Origin of the sequence: Cellulomonas sp. Leaf395 (assembly GCF_001424125.1) — a bacterium.
Lineage (GTDB): Bacteria > Actinomycetota > Actinomycetes > Actinomycetales > Cellulomonadaceae > Cellulomonas.
The window spans coordinates 559940-585244 of the sequence record NZ_LMQI01000002.1 but is presented as its reverse complement, the minus strand read 5'-3'; the positions used below and the strand labels follow the sequence as shown (position 1 = coordinate 585244).

The following is a 25305-nucleotide window of genomic DNA, read 5'->3' as shown; positions in this document are numbered from 1 at the left end:
TGCGCGTCATTCCGCTGCTGAGCGCGCGCGAAGAGAGCACCACCGAACGGGGTGAACGCGGCTATGGCGGCGAAGGTGCAGAGCGAGCCTCACCTCAGATATGGGAGACGCGCCCTAGCTGCTAGGTCGCATCATCGCCCTCAGCCGGAAGATCGAGCCGGGCTTGCTCGATAGGGACGGCGAACCAGGTTCCTCCGTCATGATCAACGAGCACTCGTCGAGTGGGTCCATCTGAAATGACGCGCATCATCGTCCACTCCCGAAGCTTTGGGATGATGCCGTAAGTGACTCGTGCCGCACCGGCCAGGTCACCTTCTTCTATGAGTTGCCTTGAAAGATCCTCCGCCATTTCGATTCGCTCCTCTGGCCAGAGACACCGGTCGATGCGAACCTTGAGAAGGTGGTTGAGGTCGGCAGCTTCCTCGGCACGACGGCGTGCCCCGGATTCCCGGTCGGCTTGGGCTTCCCGTTGGGAGGCGATCCATTCCGCAGCATTAGACAGAGAGAATCCCAGGATGTAGGCATCGGCGCGCATCTCAGATTTCGGCCGAACTTGAATGACGAGACCGGACCATTTCGAATTTTGGTCGGCTTGGTCGTAGGCGAGCGCAAGCGCAGATACCAGCGGATCGCCGCTTTTGCCGATGTACTCATCACATTTTGAGCACTTGCCACTAAAGCTCACCTTGGGCTTGTGGCCCGTCTGAAACTCGTGACTCAGTGAGTCTGAAGAGGCTGTCGATCTGGACGCGACTAGGTCGAGGATCTCGTCGAGGCGACGTTGCGTCCAGTACGGATGCGATCCACGCTCAATCGCCGCCGGGACCGCATTGCCCATCTGCGCCATTACAAACCTCCGAGCACTTTTCGTTGACAGTAGTGCAAGGGCCGAGTGGCACCGCCGGTCCGCCTCGACGGAGCGAGAGGTTGGTCGCCCGCGAGAAGAGGGTCCGACGCCTCCGGCTCCGTTGCGGTCACATTGCGAACTAGTCCCGCGACGCGGAAAGGCCAGTCGTGCTCGAGCCAGCGACGAGGGCGCGGCTCAGCAGGTCAGACCCCTTCCGGGAACCACCTAGTCGGTTGCGCCGGCTCGCCTCGTCACCGGGGGCACAGCCACAAGGGCGACGCCGCGACGGAGGCACGGACGAGTTCGCGGGGTTGCTGACCTCGAACTGCCGGACTTACTTCGCGACCGCACCGTCGATGGCGGTCACGATCGCCTTGGCCATCTCCTGGTACTCGCCGCGCCACCGCTTGGACTTCTCGTACTCCTCGTTGTCCACGAACTCGCGCAGCGTGTCGAGCTGGTTCTTGCTCATGAAGCCGGAGACGACGTATCCGGAGATGCTCCCGTCGACCTCGACGGGTTGGACGGCGAACGTAACACCGCTGTACTTGGGCATTGCGATCCTCCTTGAAGGCACTTCTAGCTGTCAGTGACCCACACGACGTGATCTCCTCTTTGCCAGGACTCAATGATCCGCCGCTCATCGTTCGGCGGAAGTGGACCTAGGTCCCATCATCCGAAGGGGGGGACGGCCGATCATTACAAGGCACGGGCATTCCACCGCGGTGCCGCCGACAGCGCTGGAGTACGCACCATGAGCAGGACCCTGCCCGCCGAGGCCCTCGCCGCAATCGAGCACGACAGAATGCATGCTGACGGGACGAGAACTGCGAGCGTCAGGTTCGAGATGCCCGACGCCGGTACGAGCCTGGCCCGGCGCGCAGGACTGACCGCCGAGGCCATCGAGGTCCACTGGGATGTCGTATCGCAGGAGTCGTGGACCGCCGAGAGCGTCGAGCGCTGCTGGAACGCCCCATTGCTGGTGCAGGCACGCATGGGAGAAGCACTCTCGGTTGGCCTTCGTCTCCACGAGGTCAGCGGGCGCGAAGGTGCCCGGATGAGACGCCAGGAACTGTTCTCGCTCGCTGCCGAGCTAGGCCAGACGCCCAGCCGCGATGCGCTCGTCGACTTCGTCGTCAACGTCAACGCATGGGGCTATGGGTCGGCCGGATACGCCGTGGCGCGGACGCGAGACGTAGTGGCACACCACGGCAACGGCTTCAACGAGTCGGCCCGCCGTGCATTGGAGATCCTTCGGATGGAAGGTGCAGCCCCCGCGTACTACTTCCTCAACAACCGGTCAGCAGGGCATGTCTACCGCTGGGGGCCCGCGTTCTTCACCAAGTTCCTGTACTTCGCCGACCCGCGGAACCAACCCGGCGGTCCGGGGCGGAGCCCTGATCTTGGACCAGATCATGGACGGGCAGGTGCACCGTCTCGTCGGGGACCCCGCGAACCGCGACGGGCTCGGCAAGTTTCGGATAGGCGTCTGGACGACCGCGGAGTACGCCTTCTACCTGCGGCTGATGCGCCGTGTAGGCGACGATCCGCGGGTGCAGCACCGTGCTGACGAGGTGGAAGCAGTCCTGTTCCGCCGAGGCCAGGACGGCAAGTAGCGGAATCGAACCCCTCACGACGGGCGCCGCGCCGTGTCGACCGAGCCTGACCGCATCGTCAATCGGTATCAACGCCAGGGCACGCGGCCCCCGGTACAGCCCGTGCCCATGCGCTTCCCTCTGATTGGGAGTCGCCCCGGTCGGCAGTACGCGCACCTCGGGACGAACGCATTGCTCGGCAGCTCGATCACGGCCGGGCGCCAGACCGCGCTCAGTACCGCTGCGATCGACCGTTCGGGGTGCCTTTACAGCCCCGCCGCCGTCGTTCGGCCCCGGTTCGGATAGCTCGCGCGCCGGGCTAAGAGCCTGCGGCCCCACCGGGTTCTGCGGCGGCGGCTGAACCACCCGGTATCGAGGCGCGACATCCGCGGGCTTGCGTGCGTCGAGGAGGTACGCGGCCTCGCGGCGATGCCGCCATGGTCCGGGTTTGTCTCGTGCGTGCCATCTGCACTTCGAGGTCTACATGGAGGGTTCGACCGTGAACCCGCGTCCTCTGCTGGGCCGCTGAGTGACGGGCGGAACGGGAAAGTAGTTCTCGGTTCGTCGACAGAGCAAATCTGGTCTGGGCGGGGACGGGTGGCCCGCCCCGCGCCGGACATCGCAGGCTTCTTTCCGCGCCCCGGTCCGAGCTACTCGTGATCGAGACCGCCGGAGCTCGCCGGGTCGAAGTCGCGGAAGTCGCGCAGCAGGTCAGCAACTCGCAGTCCGGCGCTGCTGCTTGGGACGTCGGGAGCCCCGATCGAACGGGCCGCGACAAGGACTTGGGTGGCCGATTCCCGGAGACGTTCGGGGTAGCCATCACTCCAGCCGGCAATGTAGGGCAGCGAGTACTCCGTGGTATCGAGGCCGGCCGTGGCGGCTACGAGGTAGGCGATCGATTCGGCTTCGACCTCGGCGCGTCCGCGGCACTGCGCATTGCTGGAGTAGTCGGGGAAGCGGTGCTCGTGGTCGGCGCGGATGTGCCCGAGCTCGTGGGCGAGAGTCTTCGTTGCCTGTGCCGGGTCGACATCGTCGCGGATCCGCACGGTGCTTGAGTGGTAGGCGGTGTAGCCGTTGGCCCCCGGTGGGCATGGACCGCGCTCGAGGGTGAACCCGTCGTCGGCGACCAGAGCCGCGAGGTGCGCCCAGAGGTGTTGCGGTGCGTCTCCTGTCAGCAAGTGCGGCTCGACGGTGGGGAGCGGAGCACCGTCGGTCTGGCTGACGTCGAAGACGTGCACCACGCGGAAGCCGCGCAGCTCACGCATGGAGACCGGATCGGGATCCGCCGGGCGTGCCGCGATCGGTTCTCCATCGCGGGTTGGCGCCTCGGCGTCGGTGGTTGCGGATCGGTAGGTGCAGGGGGCGAGGATCGCGATGCCGTGTTCACCTTTGTTGACACGGCGTCCAAGGCTGTTCCAGGTGCGGATGCCTGCGATGCGGGAGGCGTCGGGGCGTTGTGCGGCGATGAGCAGCACGTTGGACGGGGAGTATGTGGGGAACCGGGCGGCGGCGGTGAGCATCTGCCGCCAACGGTCCGAGTGCACGAGGTCGGCCACCGCGGTGATGAGCTTGTCGTGTAGCGCGGCGAGGCGTTCATCGCTTGACGGTGAGGTGCGAGCGGTCATCGCTAGCGGCCCGAGGGTGCGGGGTGCGTGGTCCCGGCGGGGAGCATTGCTCCTTTGCAGATGGGGTTGGACCAGCCGAGGTAGCCGGTGCCGTGCAGGTACATCGCGGACAGGCGGGCGAAGCTGATCAGGTAGACGCCGCCGTGGTTGCCGGTGGCGGAGTCGAAGACCTCGTTGGCGGTGAGCAGGATCTTGGCCGGGTCGCAGCCGGGGTCGGTTTGCACGACCAGGGAGGCGTGGCCGAAGGGGCGGCCGGTGTTCCAGAACGTGAACGCGCCCAGCGGTGGGCAGGTGTCGTCGGCGTGGGCGTGCCCGGTGGCGACCATCTCGGTCCAATGCGCCTTCGCCGATGGAAACCCGGACCCGACGTACCCGTAGGCGCGGCAGGCGAGCCGGTCGCACAGCTGGCGCCAGCCGGTGGTAACCCCGACGTAGGCCAGGCCATTGCGGACAGCATTGGCCACGTCGACCGGGGTGCCGGGCGGAACCGCGATTTGGCCGCCGCCGATCGGGACAGCGCATCCGGTCGCTGGTGCTCCGGCGGGCGGGGTGACCGCTGCGGTGAGGTCGGGGTTGGCGACCTCGGGGACGGCGCCGGACACGGCGTCGGCGGACCACGCGGTCATGCGCTCGTTCACGTTAGCGATGAACTGAGCGGTGATCGCAGGGATGGTGGGGTAAGGGCGCAGGCGGGACTCTCCCGCGTTGTGCGCGATGACGAGGGCGTCGAGGGTCGGGATGCTCGAGGAGGCCCAGTCGGGGTGGTCGGCGCGGATCTGCCGGACGCCGGCCAGGCGGGCGCACAGGTAGATGCCGCCGACGCGGGCGTGGGTGGCGGGGTCCTCGATGTCCGGTGTGCCGTTGTGATCGAGATCGGCGTTCCAGGGGTGGCCGTAGTGCGCGCGCCAGATGGAGGCGTTCATCTGCAGCAGCCCCCAGGTACCACCGTTGGAGTCATCGGCGTGCGCGTCGGGTCGGAACCCGGACTCTTGGGCCATCACGGCGGCGATCCAGGTCTCGGGCAGGTCGGGGCAGGTCGCCGTCGTCTCGGCGATCCACTCTTGAGCGATCGCGGGGATGGGTGCGTCGTCGGCGAGCGGTCCTCCGGCGGAGCTGGCAATGCACGCACTGGCCGTGCCACCCACGGCGACGGCAGTGACGATCGCGATGGTCGGGACGGCGAGGAACCCGAGCGCGCCGAGTGCGAGCTTGATCATGCGGGGACCGCGGTTCCGGTGGCGGTGGCGTGCTCGACCGCCTTCTGGTCGGCCTGGAGGTGCGCTGCGTCGCGTCGAGCGGTCCAGGCGGCCAGGTCGATGATGGTGGGTTTGGTCTGGCGGAGCAGGAGCACACCGGTGCCGAAAGGCAGGGTCCGCAGCACGGAGGCCGGCATGACCGGGACGGTGCGCACGGAGGTGGACGAGGAGTGTTCGCCGGCGCGGCCGCGGGAGCGGGTCTCGGTGAGCTCGTCGACTTCCCCGACGAGTCGGGCGACGTCGTCCAGGTCGCGGTACTTGGCCAGCCCGCCCAGGACGATCTTGACGGTGGCGGCGTCCCAGATGGCGTCCGCGGCGTGCTCGCCCCAGCGGGCGCGGGCCTGGGCAAGGGATTGCAGGACGGCCAGGGTGGTGATGCCGGAGCCGCCGCCTTCGGCCATCAGCGAGGGCAGTGAGGGCAGCGGGGTGAGGTTGGCGATCTCGTCGAGGGCGAGGAGCAGGGGTGGGTCGAGACGGGCGCCGGGGGAGCGGGCGGCCAGGGCGCGGGCAGTCTCGGTGATGTCCTCGACGAACGCCGCGACCAGCGGTGCGCAGGATCCGGAGGCGACCGCGGAGGCCAGCAGGTAGAGGGTGCCGGACTCGCGCAGGAACGTCGTGGGGTCGAAGGACTCGTCGCGTTTGGGGTCGACGGCGGCCAGGACGTCGGGGTCGGCGAGGGCAGCCAGGGATTGGCGGACGCCGAGCCAGATGGAGTCGCGGGTGCGGGGGTCGGAGTGGATGGAGGCTTCGAGGGCGTCGGCCCATCCGTCCGCGGCCGCGGTGTTGCGGTTGAGGATGGTGACGGCGTCCTCGGCCAGGGCCGGGTTCAGGGACCACCGGTACAGGTCGACGGCACGCCGGCCGTCCAGCGCGGCGGCATGTAGGAGGCAGCGCAGGGCGGTCTCGGTCTGCCCGGCCCAGAAGTCGGAGTCGGACACGGTGCGGCCGAACCCGGCGCCGGCGGCCAGCCCGCGCGCTCGGACCAGGGCGGTGCGGGGTGTCTCGCAGCCGCGTACGGGTGACCAGGCCAGCCCGCCGGGGAGGCCGGCGAGGCGTTGCGGGTCGAAGATCGCTACCGGCCCTCTGGTTCGACGACCTCGCAGCGTGACGGCGAGGGTGTCCGGGCGGGTGGACGTGGCCACGACCGGTCCGGGGGCGTCGAGGACCCAGGGGATGACCACGTGCAGGCCCTTGCCCATGCGCGGTGGTCCGACGAGCAGGGCAGAGTCCTCCACGGTGCACCACAGGTCGCATCCGCGCAGCCGCCCAAGTCGGAACCCCACCTCCTGCGGTGTGGCGGACCGGTCCAGGGACGGTCGCACGACCGACGCACGGGCCCGCAGGCTCCGCTGACCCGCGACGGCGTGCACGTCATGGGGAGACGCCATCCCCGGCAGGTCCCGCAGCGCACCGGCACGCCCGCCGTTCGGTGTCGCGAGGCGTCGCCATACCCACCAGATGCCCCACGCGGCACCAACCCAGGCCGTTGCGGCCAGAGCGGTCCCGGTCCAATACGCCACCGGGCCGGGCAGCGCGGACGGCCGAGGCCACACCGAGGCCGGGTCGCCGGGCTGGGTGATCGCGCTGAGCGCGGTGAGCAGTCCCGCGGTCGGGGGCGGGCGGCTGGTCAGGATGCAGGCGAGGGCTGCTCCGGACCACAGGACCGCGGCCAGGACGAGGACGGCGGCGCCGGCAGTCATCGCCCACGTCGTCATGTCGGGGCCGCCGGCGGTGCCGGGCCGCGGTCCCTGGTGCGTCGGCCTCATCGGGAGACCGACTCGATCTTTTGGGTGCGTAGCTCGGGGGCGGCCGCGGGGGTGTAGGCCGGTTGGATCGGCATGGCCGCGGCTGTGCGGCGCAGGGCAGCGGTCAGCAGGTGCCCGGTGTCGACCAGGTCGGTGACGAGCACGCCGGGGTTCGCGGCGCCGGCGACGAGCTGCGCGGCGCCGGCATCGGCGAGGTGCCGTACCTGGTCGCCGGCGACGGCTTGGATCGCCGGATCGAGCTGCCGGGACCAGCCGTCGTCGACGGCGGCCCGCAGCTCGGATAGTCCGGGGACGCACTGCTCGTGGTGGGCGTGTGCGCGGGTTGCCCAGGCGACGGTGACGATGTCGACGTGCTGTCCGAGCTCGGCGAGCTCGAGCAGGGTGCCGTAGACGGCGCGCCACCCGGGATCGGGGACCCGGTTGGGTGCCAGCCAGGCGGCGACGCCCGGGATGTGGTCGGGCTGGGCGATGAGAGCGCCGATCAGAGCGACGAGGTTGCGGCGCTCGGAGCCGGCGTCGCGGCCGGGGTGCCCGGACAGGTACTTGTCGGCACCCATCCGCGCCTCGGTGTTCCGCATGACGGCACGCAGGGCGAGCGGGACGACGACCTCGTCGTGTGGTTGGCCGGTGGCCTTGGCCCATCGCGCCTCGGCGCAGTCCATCGCGGCGTCCACGACGTTGCAGGTCGCGTAGATCGGGCGTGACATGCGATCCGATGCGCACCGCACGGCAGCCGCGCGCAGGAGCACTCCGGTGCCGGCGATCTCTCGACGTAGTCCGCCGTCCAGCACCATCCGCGCGTAGGTGACGGCGTGCGGGTGCGGTGGTGTCACGTGCAGCAGGTCCGCGAGCCGCGGCAGGTTCGCCCGTCGGGTGCCGAGCCGCTCGACGAGCGCGTCGGCCATCCGTTGGGGGTCGATCGCCTCGTCGGCGGCGCGCCGCTCGAGCATGGTGGTGAAGACCTGCGCGTGCCAGGTGTCGGCGAAGTCCCCTGCCCGAAGCCAGCGCTGAGTCTCGTCCAGCGCGGCGGGGTGCAGGAGGACTGAGCCGAGCGTGGCTTGCTCGGACAGCCGGATGATGGCGTCGTCGTTCATGGTGATCACCGGTCCTCGTGTTCGGTGTCGTCGCGCATGGCGGAGTCGGTGTCGACGACGTTGACCTCGACGGGGTGCAAGACGTGGTGCACGACGTGGGTGCGGCGCGGCATCTTCCACAGCCCGGTTCCCCGCGGCAGCACGGGCAGCAGGTCCCGTTCCGGCCGCGTCAGACCCAGCGCGGCGGCGGCGCCGTCGAGCTGGTCGGACTCCTGCCGATAGATGACGCGCGTCGAGCAGTCCGCCAGCAGTCCCTGCGCCAGAGAGCGGGCCTCGGAGCCTTGCTCGCCGATGGCGTCCCGGTCGGACAGGCGGTGCAGGACCATGAGGTTGGCGATGCCGTGGGCGCGCGAGAGCTTCCATTGCGACTGCATCCGGCGCACCAGTGCGGCGTGCCGTAGTACCCGCCACGCCTCGTCGTAGATGACCCACCGCTTCGCGGTCGACACCAGCAGTGCGCCTTCGAGCCACGCTGACGCGCATGTCATCGCCAGTGCCAGCGCGTCCTCGTCGGAGCCCAGCCGTGACAGGTCGAGCACCACCATGGGTGCACGCGGATCGAGGCGTTCGCTCGAGGGCCCGTCGAACAGGCCCGCCAGGTCGCCGCGCACGATGCGGCGCAAGCCATGGGCGACATCGCGGCCGTCCGCCGAGCGATCTGCGACAGGGACACCGTCTGCACGTGCCGCCGAGGCGTCGGGGGAGGTGAGTGTCTCGAGGACGCCGCCGATCGTGGGTGCGCTGTGACGGCGTTCGGCCAAGGTGAGGGCCGCGTCCAGCGCGCCGAGCTCAGCGGCCCCGAGCTCCCGACGGATCGTCAGGGCTGCGACAGCCGCAAGGAGGCGGATCCGCGGTCCGTGGGGTTCTGTGCCCTCTGGGGCGTCCAGGGGGTTGAGCCGGGCCGGCAGTCCTGACCCGAGCCGCACCACCGTGCCGCCCATCGCCTCGGCGACCGGGGCCCACTCGCCCTTCGGGTCGCCCGGCACGTAGACGGACCGTCCGGCGGTGATGCTGCGCATCGCGAGCGACTTGGCGAGCGCGGACTTGCCCTGCCCGATCACCCCGGCCAGGAGCACGTTGGGGTTCGTCAGGTGGCCCGCGCCGTACAGCGCCCACGGGTCGAAGCAGAACGGCCCGCCGGTCAGCGCGTCCTGCCCCACAGGGACGCCGACGTCACACGAGGGCGACGCGAGGAACGGGTACGCACCGGCCAGGGTCGCCGACGAGGCCCGGTGTGGCGGCAGCCGCAGCCGCGGACCGCTGCGGTACCGCCCGATGGTCACCCGGAACGTCGGCGTTCTCATCGCGGTCACAACACACCCCTGGCCAACGGCAGAGCTGCGGCCAGGTGGGCCTGCCCTTGCTGGCCGAACAGGCGCCGCACCTCGCACATCGCCTGAGCTGCGGCGGTCTCGAGTGCGGCACAGCGCTCCTCGAGCTCGGACTCGCTGGTCGCGGACACGGTGACCAGCCCGGTGAACCGCAGGTCACCGTGGCCGGCCACGAGCTCGGCCTCGCGGCGCTCGAGATCGGCGACCTCCGCGCGCGTGCTCTCGGCTTCGACCTGGCCGATGCGCGTTCGCTGAGCCGCGTCGGCCATGTGCTCGGCCTTGCTCCGTCGGATCTCCCGCAATGCCCGGGCGATGGAGAGCGGCTCGGCAATCACGGTCAGGGTCCTGGGGGTCGCCTCCCCGAGGAGCAAGGGCTGCAGGAAGCTGGGGTGGACGTCGCTGCGCGGCCACTCGGTCACCCAGTACGTGGCGTGCACGGCACCGTCGGCTCGCAGAAACGACCACTGCTCGTCGACGCCCATCGGAGCGCGGATCGGCCCCGGTCCTCCCTCGGCCCGAGCAGCGGCCTGCGGGTCGTAGGCGCTGAGTACCACGGCAGCCAGATCCTCGCGCCCGAGCCACCCCTGCGGCGTGAGGTCCGCGCCGACCAGCGATGTCGCGACTGCGTCCAGGTGCTTGGCCACGACGGCGACGTCAGCTGCCGTCGGAGCGGGGCGACCGCGCGGTGCGCGAAGCGCCACGGCCAGCAGGGTGTCCCGCGCATGGGGTGCCACGAACCCGCCGTCGAGCAGTCCGGCTAGGGCGATGGATAGCTCGGTCGTGGGGGAGACGCAGCGATCCCGCCACCACTGACGCGCAGGAGCCAAGCCACCAGGGACCGTGCGCGCCAGCAGCTGCACACGCACGATGGCCGGCTGCTGGCACAGCCCGGCCAGCACACGGCCCCATCCGGCCACCTTGTGCTCCTGCCCTGTGGGGTCGTCCAGGACGAATCCCGCACCCGCGACCCGCAGCACCCCGCAGATCACGCCAGCGCGCCGATCAAGGATGAGGGTCGCCCCCAGCGCGTCGCAGGGGACCAGCTCCAGCTGACCGGTCAGGCCCGGCAGGACGAGCACGTCGCGAGCGACCCTCGTCCCCCTGGTCGTGCTGATCGCCGTGGTCGCCCGCGTCAGCCTGCGCGCCTGCCAGTGCGCCAGCAGCGGCACCCACCCGACAACCGGCCGACCGGCAACTGACACGGTGCCCGCGACGAGCAGCGTCAACCACACCGGCGCCGTGACCGCGAAGCCGCCCGCGCCCGCGGAGAACACCGCAGCCACCGCCACGAGCAACGCGACACCCACCAAGGCGAGCTGGGACGTGGACAGCCCCAGCAACACGCCGCGGCTCTCCAGGCGACCGAACCGGACTGTTGACGTGCCGGCGGTGTCTTCCGGCGAGCTCATCGCGCACCACCTCGGTCAGGCACCGGCACCGGCGGAGCAGGGGTGGGCTTAGGCCCGCCCGCCGCGAGGCCACCGGATGCCCCCTTCGCCGCGCCCGCAGCGCGCACCGCCGTGCCGATGCCTCCGGTCACCGTCGACATCGCGACCTGTTGCGCGGCGTAACGGGTGGTCGTCGCCGCACCGCGCGCTGCCTTGCTGATGGGGTTGGCCGCGACGTTGGCGTGCATGACCCCAGCGGCCTCCATGCCGGACCAGTGCACGAACCGCCAAGTCAGCCACGGCGCCCACACCGCGATCGCGAGCAACAGGATCCCGACCAGCGTGTCCGACAGCCCGGCGACGCCGCCGGCCGGCTGTGTGGGTGCGACTCCGGGCTCGGTGGGGCCGGCGCCGGTGAATGCGGAGGCGCCGACGACGAACGCCACGACGATGACGATCTTGGAGAACACCAACGCGGCGACGATCTCGAGCCAGCGCCGCGTCCACACCCGGGTCTGGTCCCACGTCGACCCCGCGAAGGCGATCGGCGCGAAGACCGCCACGAGAATCAGCGCGGCCTTGCGGAACAGCAGGACGCCCCACAGCAGGACGAACCCGAGCATGAGGGCCAGCCCGATCAGGATCTGCAACGCGGGGGAGAGCGCAAGGAGGGCGGTGAAGTCGAAGAACTGCGATGCCGCCTGCGTGACGGTCAGACCCGCTGCGGACGCGATGTACTCGCAGATCCCGTCGACCGCGCTCAACGCCAGCTGCGTCACGCCCAGGGCGAGAGCGGCGCCGAGCATCGCCTTCGCGACCCCGACGACGGCGCGCACCAAGCCGCCAGCCTCGTGGCGCAGGACGGACGTCAGCACCTGAACGACGAAGAGTCCAACGACGACCGGGAGGGCGATGGCGGCGATGACCGCGACGTTCGCGCGGAACCAGCCGACGCTCAGATCGACCGACGTGCTCGAGCTGAGCGCACCAAGGGCGAGCTGACCGACCTGCTCGGCACCACCGACGAACGAGCCGCCGAGCCCGCCGAGCACGTAGTCGGACGCGGCGCCCTGCGCGGAATCGCAGACGGCCGCCGCAGGTCCGATGCAGGCGTCGAGTGCCGGGACCGGCATCTCAGATCATCCCGCCAAGACCGGAGAAGAACGCCACGATCGCGTTCGCTCCGCCGATCAGTAACGCTCCGCCGGCGGCGATGAGGACGCCCGTCTTGCCGCCCGAGGCGTACCCGTAGTTGCCTTGCTGGCGGGCCACGGCCCACACGATCACCGAGATCACCAAGCCGGCTACGCATGCCACCAGGCCCCAGGTCAGCAGCGCCCCGACCAGCCGCTTGACGACTGCCAGGCCCGGCAGGCCGTCCTCGTTCGGGCTGATGCCCGGATCGGCAGCGATGATCCTGCTGACGACGATCGACGCGTGTTCCATTGCGCACCCCGCGGATCCACGGGCACCGACCGGTCGTCAGCACCGCCTGGTCCTAGGTGCGCCAGTGCGTGCGCAACCCGCGAGATAGCAAGAACCCCGACTCATGGTGCACCGACTGCCGCAACGAACCCGGCGCGACCTCCGCTGCTAGGAGCCCGCCCGACTCGGGCGGACGTGCCGGTGTCGGGCGGCACGTAAGCGGCAGCTCGGACGGTGTGTTTCGGTGCGCTACCGCCATTGAGTCCGGCGGACTCAGCCGCCTCCAGGATCTCGACCGACGTCGGGGTGTAGACGGGTAGGGGCGTCCAGGCCGTCCAGTGCTGAGGCCCGTTGAGCCCCGGCGACCCCGGCCCGGATCGCACCGGGCGCTGCTCGTGGACGTCGACCATGCTCTGACGCCGCAGCACCTCCAGCCGGTCACGCCACAGCCGGCGGCGCTCCGGGGTGTTCTCAAGGTCGGGCAGGCGCTCGAAGTAGCGCTGTATGCCCTGGATGGCTGAGGGCTTGTGCCGGCCGCCAGCCACGCCCGCCACTTGGTCCCAGGTGGCACCTACACCCGGGCAGCCCATGCGCGCTGTGCCCGCTGGGCGGCGTCGGCGTGGGTCATCACCCGGGCTATTCGCATCTCGTTCGCACCCATGCGCCTCATGGACGGCGAGCGTGAGGGGATCGCAGCGCGGATCGAAAGGTGGTCGAATCTCTGGCGAGTCTGGAGGCCGCTGTCGGCCTCGGGGCGCGGTGTGCCACCGCGCCTGGGACGTAGGTCCCGGCAACGCCCGCTGCTCGCGCCATAGCCTGACTAGACGGATTCGCGGACGACCTGGAGAGGGAATCGCATGGCTATGCGCACGCTCGAGGAGATCAAGGACGTCAAGGGCGGGAAGCTCACAGCGGGGATGTCGCTCGAGACCAATGCACTGCTCGCCACGCTCATCGAGGAGCAGCGCGAGACGAACCGGCTGCTGACGATCCTCGCAGAACGCTGAGGGTCGCACTCGTGAGCACCGAATCGAAGTCGACGATCCCCACGCTGGCGCTCATCCCGCCGTACTCGAAGCGCAAGGTCCCGGCGAATGCCGCGCCTGGCTCGCCGGTGCGCAAGAAGCGTCGCTCGTCGCGCAGCCGTTTCGCGCCGCCTGGCACCGCCTGGCGCGCCCGCTCGATCGCCAAGACAGGCATGTGATGGGCACCATCACGGTGACCACCACGGTCGAGCTGCCCGACCCGGTCGCGGAGCGCTACGGCAAGAACGGCTACGTCTACCAAGGCTTGTCTTGCCCGCCAAGGTAACTGGGGGCGCCAGCAGCGCGGTTGCGGCGTCGTCCCACGCCGCTTGTGCGCGATTCCGCGGAACGGACCCTCTGATCACGGGTGTCACGAGGCGCAATCTCGCCCAGCAGGTTGGGTACTCCAAGGGTCCGCAGAGCACGATCCCGTTGCTCCGCTGGATGCGTGCGATGGCGTTCGAGCGACTGATCCGCGACAAGCGATTTTCGTCAGAGGTCGTCACCGTCTCGGTCGGCGCTCTCGGGCTCGAGCGCCCGAAGGCGGTCGTCGTTGCCGACGCCCACGTGGACGCCGCCAAGACCGCCCTCATCCTTGAGCAGGCGCACAACGCCGCCGTCACGCACGGCAACGCCACGCTGATCCATCAGCTGGCTGTGCCGTTCCTCGGGCTCGAAGGTGAGAACGCCACCGACACCCGCCCCGACTTCGCCGTAGTCGCGCCGAAGGCCCCGAACAAGTTCGGCGAGGTCGACGGCTCTTGGCTGATCGTGGGGGATGCTAAGGACTACCAGCGGATTCGCTCCAGGATCGACGACGGTCGCCTCCTCAAAGGGTTCCTCCAGGTCGCACTCGGGGCCGAGTCCGCGGCCGCGTGGACGAAGCTGCCGGTCGGGATGGACGTCCACGGGTTCGGCGTCCTCGCCGTTCCCCGCAATGCCTCCCTGTCGCCGACAGCCGTCATCGAGGACCTCACCGACCACCGCGAGGAAGTCCGCATGCGCGTCGAGGAACGCGCCGCCGAAGTGGCCGGATTCCCGCCGGGCGTCGACGCTGACCTCTCGGCGCATCTTGCTCACCTCCAGGCGACCTATTCGCCAGATGGTTGCCCAGCCTGCGACATGTTCGTCTATTGCCGCGCCGAGCTTCAGACGTCCACCGATCCGAACGACCTGCTGATCGAGCTCGGCGTCCGGCCGGATGTTCGGCCTCACGCTGTTGGTCTGATCGACGGGGTCACACCCGTCGGCAAGGTTGCCAATTCGATCCGGCAGCAAATCGAAGCCACTCTGAGAGGGACGGGTGTCCGGTCAGGCCAGCGACGGCTCGACCCGATCGGCGAGCCCGGCACGGTCCACGTCGTGCTCGCCAAGTCGGACGGCGCGGCGCTCGGTGTCTATGGCATCGCCGTTCAGCGCCTCACGAAAGTCGGCGCCGAACCGTGGACCGTCGAGGTGTTCGACAACCCAGACAGTGACGACACGCGCCGGTCGATCATCAAGACCCTCGGTCGTGAGCTCAACAGGGCCATCACGGAACAGTTCAAGGCGAGTGCCGACGACCCGGCTCCCGTCCACCTCGTCGTCCCCGACGGCTCGACGGCCGACATCCTCGTCTCGATCGCCGACAGCGTCGCTGGCAAAGAGCTCTCGCGTCTGCGCTGGGAGCGAGACAAGAAGGAGGGGCGGCCCGCACTCACCTTCAACGGTGAACTGGCCGTCATCCCACCTCGCCTCCCCGAGAAGGACCGGGTGGCCGCGTCGCTCCTGTTGGAGCAAGACCGCACTCGCACAATGAAGGCCCGGTCAACCGTCGTTGATCTGCGCGCCGCTCTCGCGTCCCTGGTGACCGTTGGCGGGCCCGCCGTCAACTCCCTACGTCTCGACTACCTCGTTCCCTGGGCTGATCCGAGCGAACCGCTTATCGATCACCGCGCTCTCGCAGAGCTGGTCGAGAAGGCCGACCACGCGGTCGGCGCGCAACTCACACCCCTTCAGTCAAACGCGATCCACGAGGCGTTCACCGGCGATGCGCCCGGAGTGCCGCGGCCCGCCAGGCCGAGCGTGTACGACGACCTGATCCGCGCGGAACTCGCCTACAAGATAGACATCTTCGACAAGGCCTTCGCCGTCCTTGCATCCGGCTTCGGAACGTCAACGTTGCAGCCCATCGTTCGCGCGGTCGAGGGCGACGCGCAACGGGTGTGGCGGCGTCGGCTCGACCTGCACGCGTTCGACCTGGTCCGTTTCGGTCGTACCACCGCTTGGTGGCGCAACGACTCGGTGCCGCTGCTCGAAGCGGACGACAAGTTCAAGGGGCAAGTCACGGTCATGACGAACCCGCGTGCCGCCCACGACGTCGCGAAGGACGCGGGCAACAGGCAACTCGCGCTCGCACGCGTCGTCGACATCGCGCCGCTCACCATTGAAGTGGACTCGCGTCGGATCGGTGACGAGTCGCGCATCGTCGCACTTCACCTCAATGGAGAGGCGCTTGTCGAATGCGACGACGTGACAGTCCAGACGTTGAAGGGGAGTTTCAAGATCTCCCACATGCCGATCGGTGAGCTCACTGCGACGGGTGCACGGCCGAGCCAGTACACATGGGCGCCGCACCACGACCCGGGCTTCGCGGTCGGGGACGAACTGGTCATAGCCGACTTCGCGTGGTTCTCGGAGAACAAGGGCGACGTGTGGCTCAACTTGGTGAGGCCGAGCGTCGACACCTCGTCCGCTCCGAAGCCAAATTGCACCCACGACTCGTTCGGCGATGACCCCGCCAACCACCAGTGGTGCTGCAAGCCCCATGAGGCTTCCGAGGCCGAGTTGTCCGATATTTTCGCTGGACGTCGCGCTCGCGGCGAATTGAACCCGCAGGTGTGGCCACCGGTGGTCGACTTCGACGGCTTTGACGTCAACGCGGCCGACGAGACCCTTCCCGACCCGGCCGACCGTCCCGCGGAGCAGCCGCCCGGGGACCTGACGATGGACGATTTGGAGTGACCATGACGCTCCTGTTCGTACCCCCGTCCGTCGTCGCAACCGACGCCTACCACCACTCTCGAGCAGCTTCCCAGAACGAGGCTTCCGCCAAGTTCGCAAAGGGTCAATTGCTCGACGCGCTCAACGGCAGTTCCGACGTCCAGCGCATCCTGCTGAAGGCCGCCGCCGGTGCAGGCAAATCGTTCCTGCTGCGCGGCCTAGTCAGCGACGCCATCGCACAGCCACAGTGCCTGCGAGTCGCGGTGACTGCCTTCCAGAACCGCCAATTGTGGCCGCTTGCCGCATCGCTGGGCGACGAGCTCGGCAAGGCCAGCGTCTACCTGTGGGCATCCAAGCGCGTCTTTCCCGACGTGCCGGAGTGGGTCAAGAGCTCGGCGACGGTCGTCGACTCGGTGAAGTCGATCCCGCAGGACGTGCCCGTCGTGCTGACGACGACCCACATGTTTGGGATGGCCCGGCGGCATGTAGCTAACCACTTCGGATCTGCCTTTCACGGCGACCACCGATTCGACGTCCTGTTTGTCGACGAGGCCTGGCAACTCCCGCACCACCTCTTCGACAAGATCACCTACACCGCGCCGATCCACGTCGGCGTCGGTGACGTCGGCCAGTTGCCGCCGCTGGAGATCGCGGAGAACCCGTGGCGCGGCGACCCGGGCTTCAACCCGTACCGTGCTTGGCCGACCGCGTACGAAGGTGACGACGCGAGGACCTGGGCGACCGAGTTACCTGCGGTGTGGCGCCCGACTGGTGAGCAGCTCGGCCTCTGGCGAGCCTTCTACCCCGAGTGGGACTCGCTCAACTGCGTCGCCGCCCCCGGCGACCGCGCGATCGAGCTCGGCAATCTCTCCGGCCTCGCCAAGTCAGTCTGGGAGTCCGTGGCGACCGGCATCCCCACGCTCCTCGAAGTGGACGGGCTGCCTGACGCCGAAGCCGCCGACGTCGACGTCCCGCTCGTCGAGTTTGTGGAGGGCCTTCTCGACGAACTGTTCACGGCCGGCTTCACGCTGTCCGAGCAGGTTTACAACGCGGACGGGACGCCGAGCGGAAAGACGAACGTCGATCGGCCCGGCTCTGACCCCGACAACCCGCTCGTCGCCATCCTTGCCACTCGTAACCAAGCGGTTGAAGACGCCGCCGACGCCGTCGCTCGCCTGAGCATCACCCACGGCCTGACGGAGTCCGACATGGTCGCGTCGACCGTTGACTCCTGGCAGGGCCAGACGAACGGCATCACCATCGCCATCCATCCGCTGACTGGCGCCTCGGAACTGGACGAGTTCAACTCGGCGTTCGGGCGCCTAGCGGTCACTTGCACCCGCGCAACCCATGGGCTGCTTATGGTGTCGCGTCCCGGCCTGGACAAGCTGTTGCAGCAAGCGCCTGCACGGCCCGGCACACCGTTCGGCGAGCCAGGAAACCGCCACCTGCCACGCCAGACTCACCAGCGCATCCTCGCAGCCTTTGCTCGGGGGGCGGTCACCGTCACCCACACGCCACAAGCAGGACTCGACACGTGTCACGAATGATCGACCTCATCCGCCAGATCGCCAACAAGGACCCGCAGCTGGCGAAGGACCTTCAGCGCGAAACTGACGCGCTTGCGGACCGTCGCGCGTTCGGACTGAACTTCGAGCGGCACACACCTGAGGCTGTGGAACTCCTGGGACGCCCAGTGCGCAAGAATGACAAGGTTCGCATCCTCCCGGACCGAGGCGGCCGAGAATCTTAAGAAGGAGAACGAGCGCCTCTTCAGGGTGACCAAGCTCAGCAAGGTCGGCGATGTGATGAAGAAACTGAACCTCAAGGACGTCGCCGTGCGCGCTGGAATCATGGCAGGCACTCAGACGGTCGACTGGTTCTATAACTCCGACCTCGCCATCAACTACTACGCCGAGGAGACGGTGGAAGCTGATGTCCCACTTGAGTGCCACTAACTTGCCCTTAGAGAAGGTCTTCTCCAAGGAGTACGTGTTCACGATTCCCCGTTATCAACGGCCGTACGCATGGGAGGTCGAGCACGCACTTCAGCTGCTGGACGATCTGACGGACGCGCTCGCACGGACCGACGAAGAGGCGTACTTCCTCGGCTCGATCGTCCTCGTGAAGCCGGATCCGCACAAACCTGACGCCGACGTGATCGACGGGCAACAGCGACTGACCACACTCACGATTCTTCTTGCTGTGCTTCGCGACCTTGCCAAGGATGAACTGCTCGCCAAGGACCTTCACGAGCTGATCACCGAAGAGAAGAAGGCGTGGTCGAATGTTCTGGGCACGCGTCCACGGCTCACGCCACGGCCGCAGGACATCACCTTCTTCCGTGAGCACGTCCAGGAGCAGGGCGCCACCACGGGCCTCGCTACGCTGACGGACGCCGTCGCTGACACCGACCCCCGTCGAGCCGTACGTAACAACGGTAAGGCTCTGTACGCCGCGCTGGCTAAGCGGTCCGATGTCGAACGGCTGGCGCTGTTGAAGCTGCTGCTGAGCGACACCGAACTGGTGGTCGTGACGACGCCGAACGAGTCGAGCGCGCATCGGATCTTCGGTGTGATGAACGCGCGTGGCCTGGAACTATCGCCAACCGACATATTCAAGTCGGCGGTGATCGGCAGCCTCAGCGCTGCCGACGAGGACTTGTACGCAGATAAGTGGGACTCTGCCGAGGATGCGGTAGGCCGGGAGAACTTCGCAGACCTGTTCCGCGACATCCGGTTCGTGTTTACAGCCGAGCGGGCTCGCGTCGAACTGCTCAAGGAGTTCCCAAAGCAAGTTCTTGACGACTACGTCGAGTCCGGGCGTGCCGCCGAGTTCGTCGACGACGTCCTCGACAAGTACGCGACGGCATTCACTCGGACGGTGACGCCGTATTTCGGACCGGCCGACGAGTGGCGGGCCGTGAACCGCTGGCTGAGTTGGCTCGAACAGGTCGACAACAAGGATTGGCGTCCGCTTGCACTGTGGGCACTCGGAGAGAGGCCCGACGACCCGGCGTTCTTGGATGCTTTCCTCGGCAGGCTCGAACGACTAGCGGCCTCGCTCATGATCCGCGGCATCAACACCACCGATCGCTTGCAGCGCTACACGGACCTCTTGAGGAGACTGAAGGTTGCCGACCACCCGCTGACGGTCTCCGAGCTCGACCTGACGGAGGAGGAGAAGTCGGCGTCTCGCGACCGACTGGGAGGGCCGCTCTACCAGACGTTCCAGTCGAAGCGCCTTCGCTACATCCTTACCCGCCTAGACGCGATTCTTGCCAACGGTCCTGGGGTTGCCTACACCCACTCCCTGATCAGCGTTGAGCACGTGTTGCCTCAGACGCCGAAGGACGACAGCCGTTGGAAACAGCTCTTCGACGACGAGCAGCGTGAGAAGTGGACACACCGACTGGGCAACCTGCTCCTCCTCAACAAGCGGAAGAACAGTGAGGCGAACCGCAAGGAGTTCGCTGAGAAGAAGTCGACGTACTTCCTCAGCTCCAGCGGCACGGTGACGTTCGCGCTGACGTCGCAGGCCCTATCGGAGCCGGACTGGACCGTCGCGGTCGTCGAGAGTCGCCAGGCCAAACTCTTGAAGCTGCTCGTACGCGAGTGGTCCCTCGAAGCGGCGGCCGCTGGCGACGGCGGATCGGCCACGGAGACGAGCGCATTAATGCTGCCTGCAGTCGAGGTGCCCGCTCCGGCACCGGAGTCCACCTCTACGGACGGCGCCCCGGACGCGCCTAAGTCATTCGACATGGCGATGCGGGACGTGTATGTGAAGGCGAAGAAGGAAGCCGGCTACAACGCTACGTACTTCTTCGAGATGCTTCACCAGCACGGAGGTTTGGAGACGGCCCGCCGGTTGCTCGCGAGCGGAGGTGTCTCTGTCGGCTTCACTTCTTTGTGGGAGAGGCAGCGTCTGGACCTCACCGTCGAGAGCGTCGTTCTCCAGCCGGAGTTCCAGGCGCTGTTCAGCGACGACGAACTCGACACTGCCCGGCGTCGCCTCCAGGACCATGGCTTCGAGCCGGGGACTTGACGTCTCGTGCGTGGGCAGACCGGCGTCGTCTGGACGATTGGTACGAGGTGTCTGGGTCTGGCGTCGCTCTAGCTCTCGTCGGAGACGGTGCCGCTCGCCGCGAAGACGGCCGTTCTCGAGGAATAGCGCTTGGACCTCCGACTGATGCCGCTGATCGCCGCGCGACCATCTTCGATCTGTGCGCGGAGTTCCTCTTCTACCAGCGCACATCGAGCCTGGCCTGCGCTCACGCCTCAAGCCGCGGACAGTCGCAAACGGTGTCAACGACTTCCTGACCTGTGCCCACAGCCGGCTTAGGCCGAGTCGGGGCTAGATAACTCGGGGTGAGCGACTGCACGCGGTGATCCCGGACGTCACAGCGCAGCACTGGTCGGTCACATCCCAAGTACTTGGTTCGCGCGACCACGCTGGACTACCTCGTCGGGCTCGACACGCTGACCCCGCACGCAGCCGCTTTCCTACATGCATCGGTCCGCGTCGGCCTCAACGTGCTCGTCTCCGGCGGCACCCAGGCGGGCAACCGGACAAGTTGCGAAAGCACCGCCACACATGGATGACGCAGGGCAACTCGGGCACGATCCGAGGCGGCGCGGCCTCCCTGACGGCGGTCGCCGACGCCTCTTGAGGCTACGCGCGGTACAGCAAATTCCGTGGGCGGTGGCGTCTGAGGGCGCGGAAGTTGCGGCCCCGCCCGATCGCCGATGGCTCACAACTCTGCGTCTGGGTCGAGTTCGGCGAGTCGAGATGCGAACCTGGCGCGCAGTCGGCTGGATTCCTCGTGGTCTCCGCGGGCGTCTGCGGCATCGATGGCGTCTCGTTGCAGGAGGGTCGAGAGGGGTTCGGCTAGTAGGCCGTGCGTGGCGACTTGGATCGCCTCGGCGTACCGCCCGGCCTCGTGGTGGATACGGGCGAGGAGGTGGGCGGTGTCTGCGATGGCGCTGACCATCACCTGGATGTCGTTCTCGGCCCAGCCGTAGTGTGCGTCGTCGATCCCGAGGAAGGGGCGGCCACGCACGAGCTCCATCGCTGCGGTGAGATTTTCCAGTCGTTCGTCGTCGGTTGCCAGTGCTGCGGCAGTCAGTTCTTGGAAGATGGCCCAGTCCGTTAGGACATCGTCGGTCACCCGCAGGGGTTCACCGCGGCGGATGGTCGGCAACGCGTCGTCGCCGACGAGTTGGCGCGTGCGGTAGACGAAGGTGTTGCGGGTGCCTGTGACATCGCGTTTGCCCGGCCAGAAGACTTCGTCGAGCTCGTGTCCTGTCGCGGTACGGCGCAGCGCCAGGTAGACGAGCAGCTCGGTGGCCCGCGGCGGTGGTGTCGACTCTGGTTTGGCGAGTCCGTCGATCTGGATGGGTCCCAGGAGGTTGACGCGGATCCTTCCTTCTAGTCGCTGTGTGGCCATCGCGTGGGCGCTGGACGCCTCCCGCATGGCCTGAACGGTGTCCCGGGCGTCGGGCGAGTATGTGCCGCGGCCTTCCGGTCGCTGGGATGTGCCGAGGCCGGCGACGACGGGAGGTTGTGCGGTCAGGAGCAGGGACGTCACGTGCTTGAGGTCGGCTGCGCTGAGGCGCTGTGCGTACAGCGTGATGCTCAGGGGGTCGAGGACCGCTGTGCCGTCGGAGTGGACGGTGAGCGTCCAGCCGTCGGTGGGTGCGCGTGTGACCAGGACGGACCCGGTCCATGGCTCGTTCGTCAGCAACGGGCTCGGTGTCTGTTCCAGGTAGATGACGGGTAGCCAGGTGTCTTCGAGGATCCGGTCCGAGCGAGCTTCGAGGGTGTCGGCGAGGCCGCTGTGGTCCAGGGCAGCCGCGATGGCCTCGGCGCGGGCTCGTCGTGTTCGGGTGTGGTCGGGCGTGCTGTGCATGCGCGCGGGTTCGAACGCCCCTGCCAGCTCGGCGAGGGACTCGTCGGTGACCAGTGCGATGCGCCCGGTCAGGTCGCTCGTGATGATCTCGACGGCGAGTGCTCGCAGGACATCGTCTGCCGCCTGGTTGTCGCCGATGATGCTCAGGGTCCCCGCGGCTTCGAGGTTGAGGAGCACCGTCGCGTCATCGGTGTGACCGAGAGGGACGAGCGCGGGGTAAGGCTCGGAGCGGTGAGCGTCCTCGATCGGCGGATCGTCAACGATCTCACTGGTCGCGGCGGTCCACCGGCTGCCGGCGGCGCTGAACGGTGGGACGGGCTCGGGGTCGTCGCCTTGCAGGTGGAGTGTCATGGTGTGCTCGTCGAGGCTGATCGCGGTGATCCGGGGCAGGTCACGCTCGGCGGTGTAGCAGCGGGTGTCGATGTTCTGCAGAGCCACTTTGAGCTGGACCAGGGTGACTGGGGTGCTCGCATGGCGCAGGGTCTGCTCCACGGCTGCCGGCTCGCTGTCGGTCGGGGGCATGGGGATGGATTCGCCGACGCGTCGCGCGCGGTGCTGCAGGTGGCGTCGACGGCTGAGCTCGCCGACGACGCCCGCGGCGGCCAGCGCGGTCAGGCCGACAAACAGCGGCGCCCGGCTGCTGGCGTCGATTGAGTCACCGCTCGGCCGTTCGCCGGTGTCCGTGACGGACTTAGGCGCAGCTGTTGGCGTGGGGCTCGCCGTTGGCGACAGGGCCTTCGCGGCAGGCGCGGTCGGTGGGGCTGCGCTCGGTGTGCGGCGTTCCGCAGTGGGCGCCTCGACTGGGTCGGCCGCTGGCGGCGCGCCGGCGGGGTTTGATGTGTCGTCGACTGGGAGGTCGAGTAGCCAGCCGGGCTCGATCAGGTTCGGGTGGGTCAGGGCGCCGCCATCCGGTTGGGGCTTGCCGGCGTTGGCGGCGTAGATCTCGGTGTAGCGATCGCCGTTGCCGAGGTGCTCTTCGGCGAGCTTCCAGAGGCTGTCGCCGGTTTCGACGACGACCTCGCTCGGCGTCGGCTGGATCGGTGCGGCGGGTTCGACGGGTGGTGACGGGTTCAGCCCTTCCGCGTCTGCCGGGAGCAGGAGTGTCCAGCCGGGGTAGATCCAGTGCGAGTCGCTCAGGGCGGCGCCATCGGCCTGGGGGCGGCCGAGGTTCAGGTCCTGGATCTCGGTGAACCGGGCGCCGTCGCCGAGGTGCCTTTCGGCGATGTCCCACAAGGTGTCCCCGCGCTGGACGATGACGGTCGGAAGGCCCCCGCCACGGTTCGGTTGCTCGGCCGGGGCGGGTGCGGGCTCCGCACCGTGCAGGGGTGCTGGAGTTGGTGGGTCGAGCGTTGGCCGGTCATCGACGGCCCGGGGAGCGGTGACTGTTGCGGCGGACGCGAGGGTCGGACTGGTGACGGTCGACGTGAGCGCGAGCAGGACGGCGGCGGAGGCGACCAGCCGGGATGCTGCCCATTGCGCTGATCCGAGCAGGGGGATCGAGGGTGTTGCGACTCGTCGCAGGCCGGCGAGGATCTCGGCGGCGACGCTGACCGCGAAGGCTGCCCACGCCACCCATCCGATCAACGCCAGGACCGCGAAGAGAAGGGTGCCGTCGTCGGGGGAGGTTAGTGCGTGGCCGAGCTGGGCGAGAGTCGGAACCGTCTGCGGCAGGTAGATGGGTGCGAGCGCGATCAGCGCGATCGGAGCTCCGACGAGGAACAACAGGAGCAGCGCCGTCGCGCCAAGGGCGCGCAGGATTTCGGGACCGCGGTGGGTAGGGGTGAGGGTCGCGGTCATGTGCCACCTCCGGTGATGCCGTCGACGAGTGAGGCTTCGGCGTGCCCGGTCACGGTCAGGGTGCTGATGCCGATGAGGTTGAGGAACGCGGTGGGGGCCGTGTCGGTGACGGTGACGAGCAGGCGGGTGCGGTCGTCGCTGACCGTGACGGTGCCGTCGTGTCCTGCCTGGTGCAGGTAGGTGGTCGCGGCGGCGACGGCGATGCTTCGGTCCACGCGTGTGCCGGATCCGGAGATGGCGTTGGGGATGTCGAGGGCCTGTCCGCCGGCGCGAGCTGCTTCGGCCGCGGTGGCGTCGGCGCGTTGGGTCGCGCGCAGTTTCGCGCCGCCGTCGGCGACCAGGCCGAGCAGCAGGAGGAGCCCGAGCATGCTGATGGCCACGAACACGGTGACTGAGCCGGCCTCGTGGTCGGGTCCGGTTGCGGCGTGCAGGCGGCGAGCGAGGGTCGTCATCGGGTGCGGTACCTGTCGAGGGGCGAGGTCGCTTGCGCGGTCATCGTGCGTGCGCCGGGCAGGCCGGGGACAGCGAGGTCGGCGACGCTCACGGTGCAACTGACCGTCGCGGTCACGACGGCGTCCTGACCGATGCGCGTAGCGAACCCGGAGGTGTCCACGGCGACAGCAGTGGCCACGCACGACGTGCTGGCGAGCTCGCGGGCGGCCGCGGCTGTCGCGGCTGCGCGGGCGCCGTCCTGGGTTCGGGCCAGGGAGGCGTCCCGGGCGGCGGATCGGGCTGCTTGCTCGATCGCGCTGGCGGTGGTCTCGACGCGGCCGAGTAGCACGAGGGCGCCGAGGAGCAGGATCAGGGCGGGGGTCAGGATCGCGAGTTCGACGCTGATCGAGCCGTTCTCGCGGTCGCGGGAGTGCGGGTGGTTCATGGTGTGTTCGCCGTGGTGAAGCGTTCGACGGGGCCGTCGGCGGACTGGTTGATCTCGATCCCCGGTGTGCCAGGGATCACCGAGAGTGATCGTCCGGTCACGGCGACCTGCACGTGCCCGGGCCCGGGTGTGGAGGCGATCGCGGTGGCGTCGGTGAGGGTGTCCGCACCGTGGTCGCGCACAAATTCGAGGGCTGTGTCTCGCCCGGCCTGCGGCGTCGAGCCGTAGGTGCGGGCGATGGCAACGCCTTCCTGGGCGGCAGCCAGTGCCAGCGAGCGGGCGTGGAACCAGAGGGCGTACTGGATCATCGCGGTCACCAGGAGCAGCAGGGCGGGGAACAGGATGACCAGCTCGATGCTGGCCGACCCGGTGTCCCGACGGTCGCGCAT

At 68.5% G+C, this 25305-nt stretch carries 21 protein-coding genes and 1 pseudogene; 8 read left to right on the top strand and 14 right to left on the bottom strand.

The window, feature by feature from the left end; all coding sequences use genetic code 11:
• Positions 1-121: 121 nt before the first annotated feature.
• Positions 122-838 (bottom strand): hypothetical protein, encoded by a 717-nt coding sequence (locus ASG23_RS19810; RefSeq protein WP_157465565.1) that lies wholly within the window; start codon positions 836-838, stop codon positions 122-124.
• A 343-nt stretch (positions 839-1181) separates the two neighbouring features.
• Positions 1182-1403, bottom strand: coding sequence for a hypothetical protein (locus ASG23_RS06940; RefSeq protein WP_056022100.1), 222 nt, complete (start codon positions 1401-1403; stop codon positions 1182-1184).
• Between the two features lie 72 nt (positions 1404-1475).
• On the opposite strand from ASG23_RS06940, the pseudogene ASG23_RS20860 reads away from it, so the two are divergent.
• Together ASG23_RS20860 and ASG23_RS06935 are read left to right on the top strand one after the other, a co-directional pair.
• A pseudogene (locus tag ASG23_RS20860) lies at positions 1476-2213 on the top strand (8-oxoguanine DNA glycosylase OGG fold protein); the annotation flags it as partial.
• Between the two features lie 37 nt (positions 2214-2250).
• Positions 2251-2463, top strand: a complete 213-nt coding sequence (locus ASG23_RS06935) for a hypothetical protein (protein WP_056022098.1) — start codon at positions 2251-2253, stop codon at positions 2461-2463.
• A gap of 629 nt (positions 2464-3092) precedes the next feature.
• Here the strand turns inward: ASG23_RS06935 and ASG23_RS06930 are convergent.
• The 8 genes from ASG23_RS06930 to ASG23_RS06895 are packed head-to-tail and all read right to left on the bottom strand — an operon-like array spanning position 3093 to position 12348.
• The gene (locus tag ASG23_RS06930) at positions 3093-4067 is read right to left on the bottom strand and encodes an ArdC-like ssDNA-binding domain-containing protein (RefSeq protein ID WP_157465564.1); all 975 of its coding nucleotides are present in this window, start codon (positions 4065-4067) and stop codon (positions 3093-3095) included.
• A gap of 2 nt (positions 4068-4069) precedes the next feature.
• Positions 4070-5284, bottom strand: coding sequence for a transglycosylase SLT domain-containing protein (locus ASG23_RS06925; RefSeq protein ID WP_056022092.1), 1215 nt, complete (start codon positions 5282-5284; stop codon positions 4070-4072).
• Entirely contained in the window at positions 5281-7089 is a 1809-nt protein-coding gene (locus ASG23_RS06920; RefSeq protein WP_056022089.1) for a type IV secretory system conjugative DNA transfer family protein, read from the bottom strand. Before ASG23_RS06920 ends, ASG23_RS06925 begins: the two co-directional genes overlap by 4 nt.
• Entirely contained in the window at positions 7086-8183 is a 1098-nt protein-coding gene (locus ASG23_RS06915; protein WP_157465563.1) for a DnaB-like helicase N-terminal domain-containing protein, read from the bottom strand. Before ASG23_RS06915 ends, ASG23_RS06920 begins: the two co-directional genes overlap by 4 nt.
• 5 nt (positions 8184-8188) lie before the next feature.
• A complete protein-coding gene (locus ASG23_RS06910) occupies positions 8189-9487 on the bottom strand; it encodes an ATP-binding protein (protein ID WP_056022751.1) in 1299 nt (432 codons plus the stop codon).
• Positions 9488-9492: 5 nt separating this feature from the next.
• On the bottom strand, positions 9493-10923 hold the full coding sequence (locus ASG23_RS06905; RefSeq protein ID WP_056022083.1) for an SCO6880 family protein: 1431 nt from the start codon (positions 10921-10923) through the stop codon (positions 9493-9495).
• The gene (locus ASG23_RS06900) at positions 10920-12035 is read right to left on the bottom strand and encodes a hypothetical protein (RefSeq protein ID WP_056022080.1); all 1116 of its coding nucleotides are present in this window, start codon (positions 12033-12035) and stop codon (positions 10920-10922) included. Before ASG23_RS06900 ends, ASG23_RS06905 begins: the two co-directional genes overlap by 4 nt.
• A gap of 1 nt (position 12036) precedes the next feature.
• Positions 12037-12348, bottom strand: coding sequence for a DUF6112 family protein (locus ASG23_RS06895; protein ID WP_056022077.1), 312 nt, complete (start codon positions 12346-12348; stop codon positions 12037-12039).
• Between the two features lie 836 nt (positions 12349-13184).
• On the opposite strand from ASG23_RS06895, the gene ASG23_RS19805 reads away from it, so the two are divergent.
• The 6 genes from ASG23_RS19805 to ASG23_RS06870 all read left to right on the top strand — a co-directional run bounded on the left by ASG23_RS19805 (position 13185) and on the right by ASG23_RS06870 (position 20378).
• A complete protein-coding gene (locus tag ASG23_RS19805) occupies positions 13185-13334 on the top strand; it encodes a hypothetical protein (protein WP_157465562.1) in 150 nt (49 codons plus the stop codon).
• An 11-nt stretch (positions 13335-13345) separates the two neighbouring features.
• Positions 13346-13531, top strand: a complete 186-nt coding sequence (locus ASG23_RS06890) for a hypothetical protein (protein ID WP_056022074.1) — start codon at positions 13346-13348, stop codon at positions 13529-13531.
• Positions 13532-13805: 274 nt separating this feature from the next.
• The gene (locus tag ASG23_RS06885; RefSeq protein WP_056022748.1) at positions 13806-16355 is read left to right on the top strand and encodes a hypothetical protein; all 2550 of its coding nucleotides are present in this window, start codon (positions 13806-13808) and stop codon (positions 16353-16355) included.
• A gap of 2 nt (positions 16356-16357) precedes the next feature.
• The gene (locus tag ASG23_RS06880) at positions 16358-17884 is read left to right on the top strand and encodes a hypothetical protein (RefSeq protein WP_056022745.1); all 1527 of its coding nucleotides are present in this window, start codon (positions 16358-16360) and stop codon (positions 17882-17884) included.
• A 156-nt stretch (positions 17885-18040) separates the two neighbouring features.
• Complete coding sequence (locus ASG23_RS20250; protein WP_200941528.1) at positions 18041-18292, top strand: hypothetical protein; 252 nt, start codon at positions 18041-18043, stop codon at positions 18290-18292.
• 1 nt (position 18293) lies between these two features.
• Entirely contained in the window at positions 18294-20378 is a 2085-nt protein-coding gene (locus tag ASG23_RS06870) for a DUF262 domain-containing protein (RefSeq protein WP_200941527.1), read from the top strand.
• A gap of 706 nt (positions 20379-21084) precedes the next feature.
• Here the strand turns inward: ASG23_RS06870 and ASG23_RS06865 are convergent.
• From ASG23_RS06865 to ASG23_RS06850, 4 genes are all read right to left on the bottom strand, one after another.
• The gene (locus ASG23_RS06865; protein WP_162242669.1) at positions 21085-23475 is read right to left on the bottom strand and encodes a LysM peptidoglycan-binding domain-containing protein; all 2391 of its coding nucleotides are present in this window, start codon (positions 23473-23475) and stop codon (positions 21085-21087) included.
• 560 nt (positions 23476-24035) lie between these two features.
• On the bottom strand, positions 24036-24491 hold the full coding sequence (locus ASG23_RS06860; protein ID WP_056022066.1) for a pilus assembly protein TadG-related protein: 456 nt from the start codon (positions 24489-24491) through the stop codon (positions 24036-24038).
• A complete protein-coding gene (locus tag ASG23_RS06855) occupies positions 24488-24916 on the bottom strand; it encodes a TadE/TadG family type IV pilus assembly protein (protein WP_056022063.1) in 429 nt (142 codons plus the stop codon). The genes ASG23_RS06860 and ASG23_RS06855 overlap by 4 nt, the downstream gene beginning before the upstream one ends.
• A complete protein-coding gene (locus ASG23_RS06850) occupies positions 24913-25305 on the bottom strand; it encodes a TadE/TadG family type IV pilus assembly protein (protein WP_200941526.1) in 393 nt (130 codons plus the stop codon). Before ASG23_RS06850 ends, ASG23_RS06855 begins: the two co-directional genes overlap by 4 nt.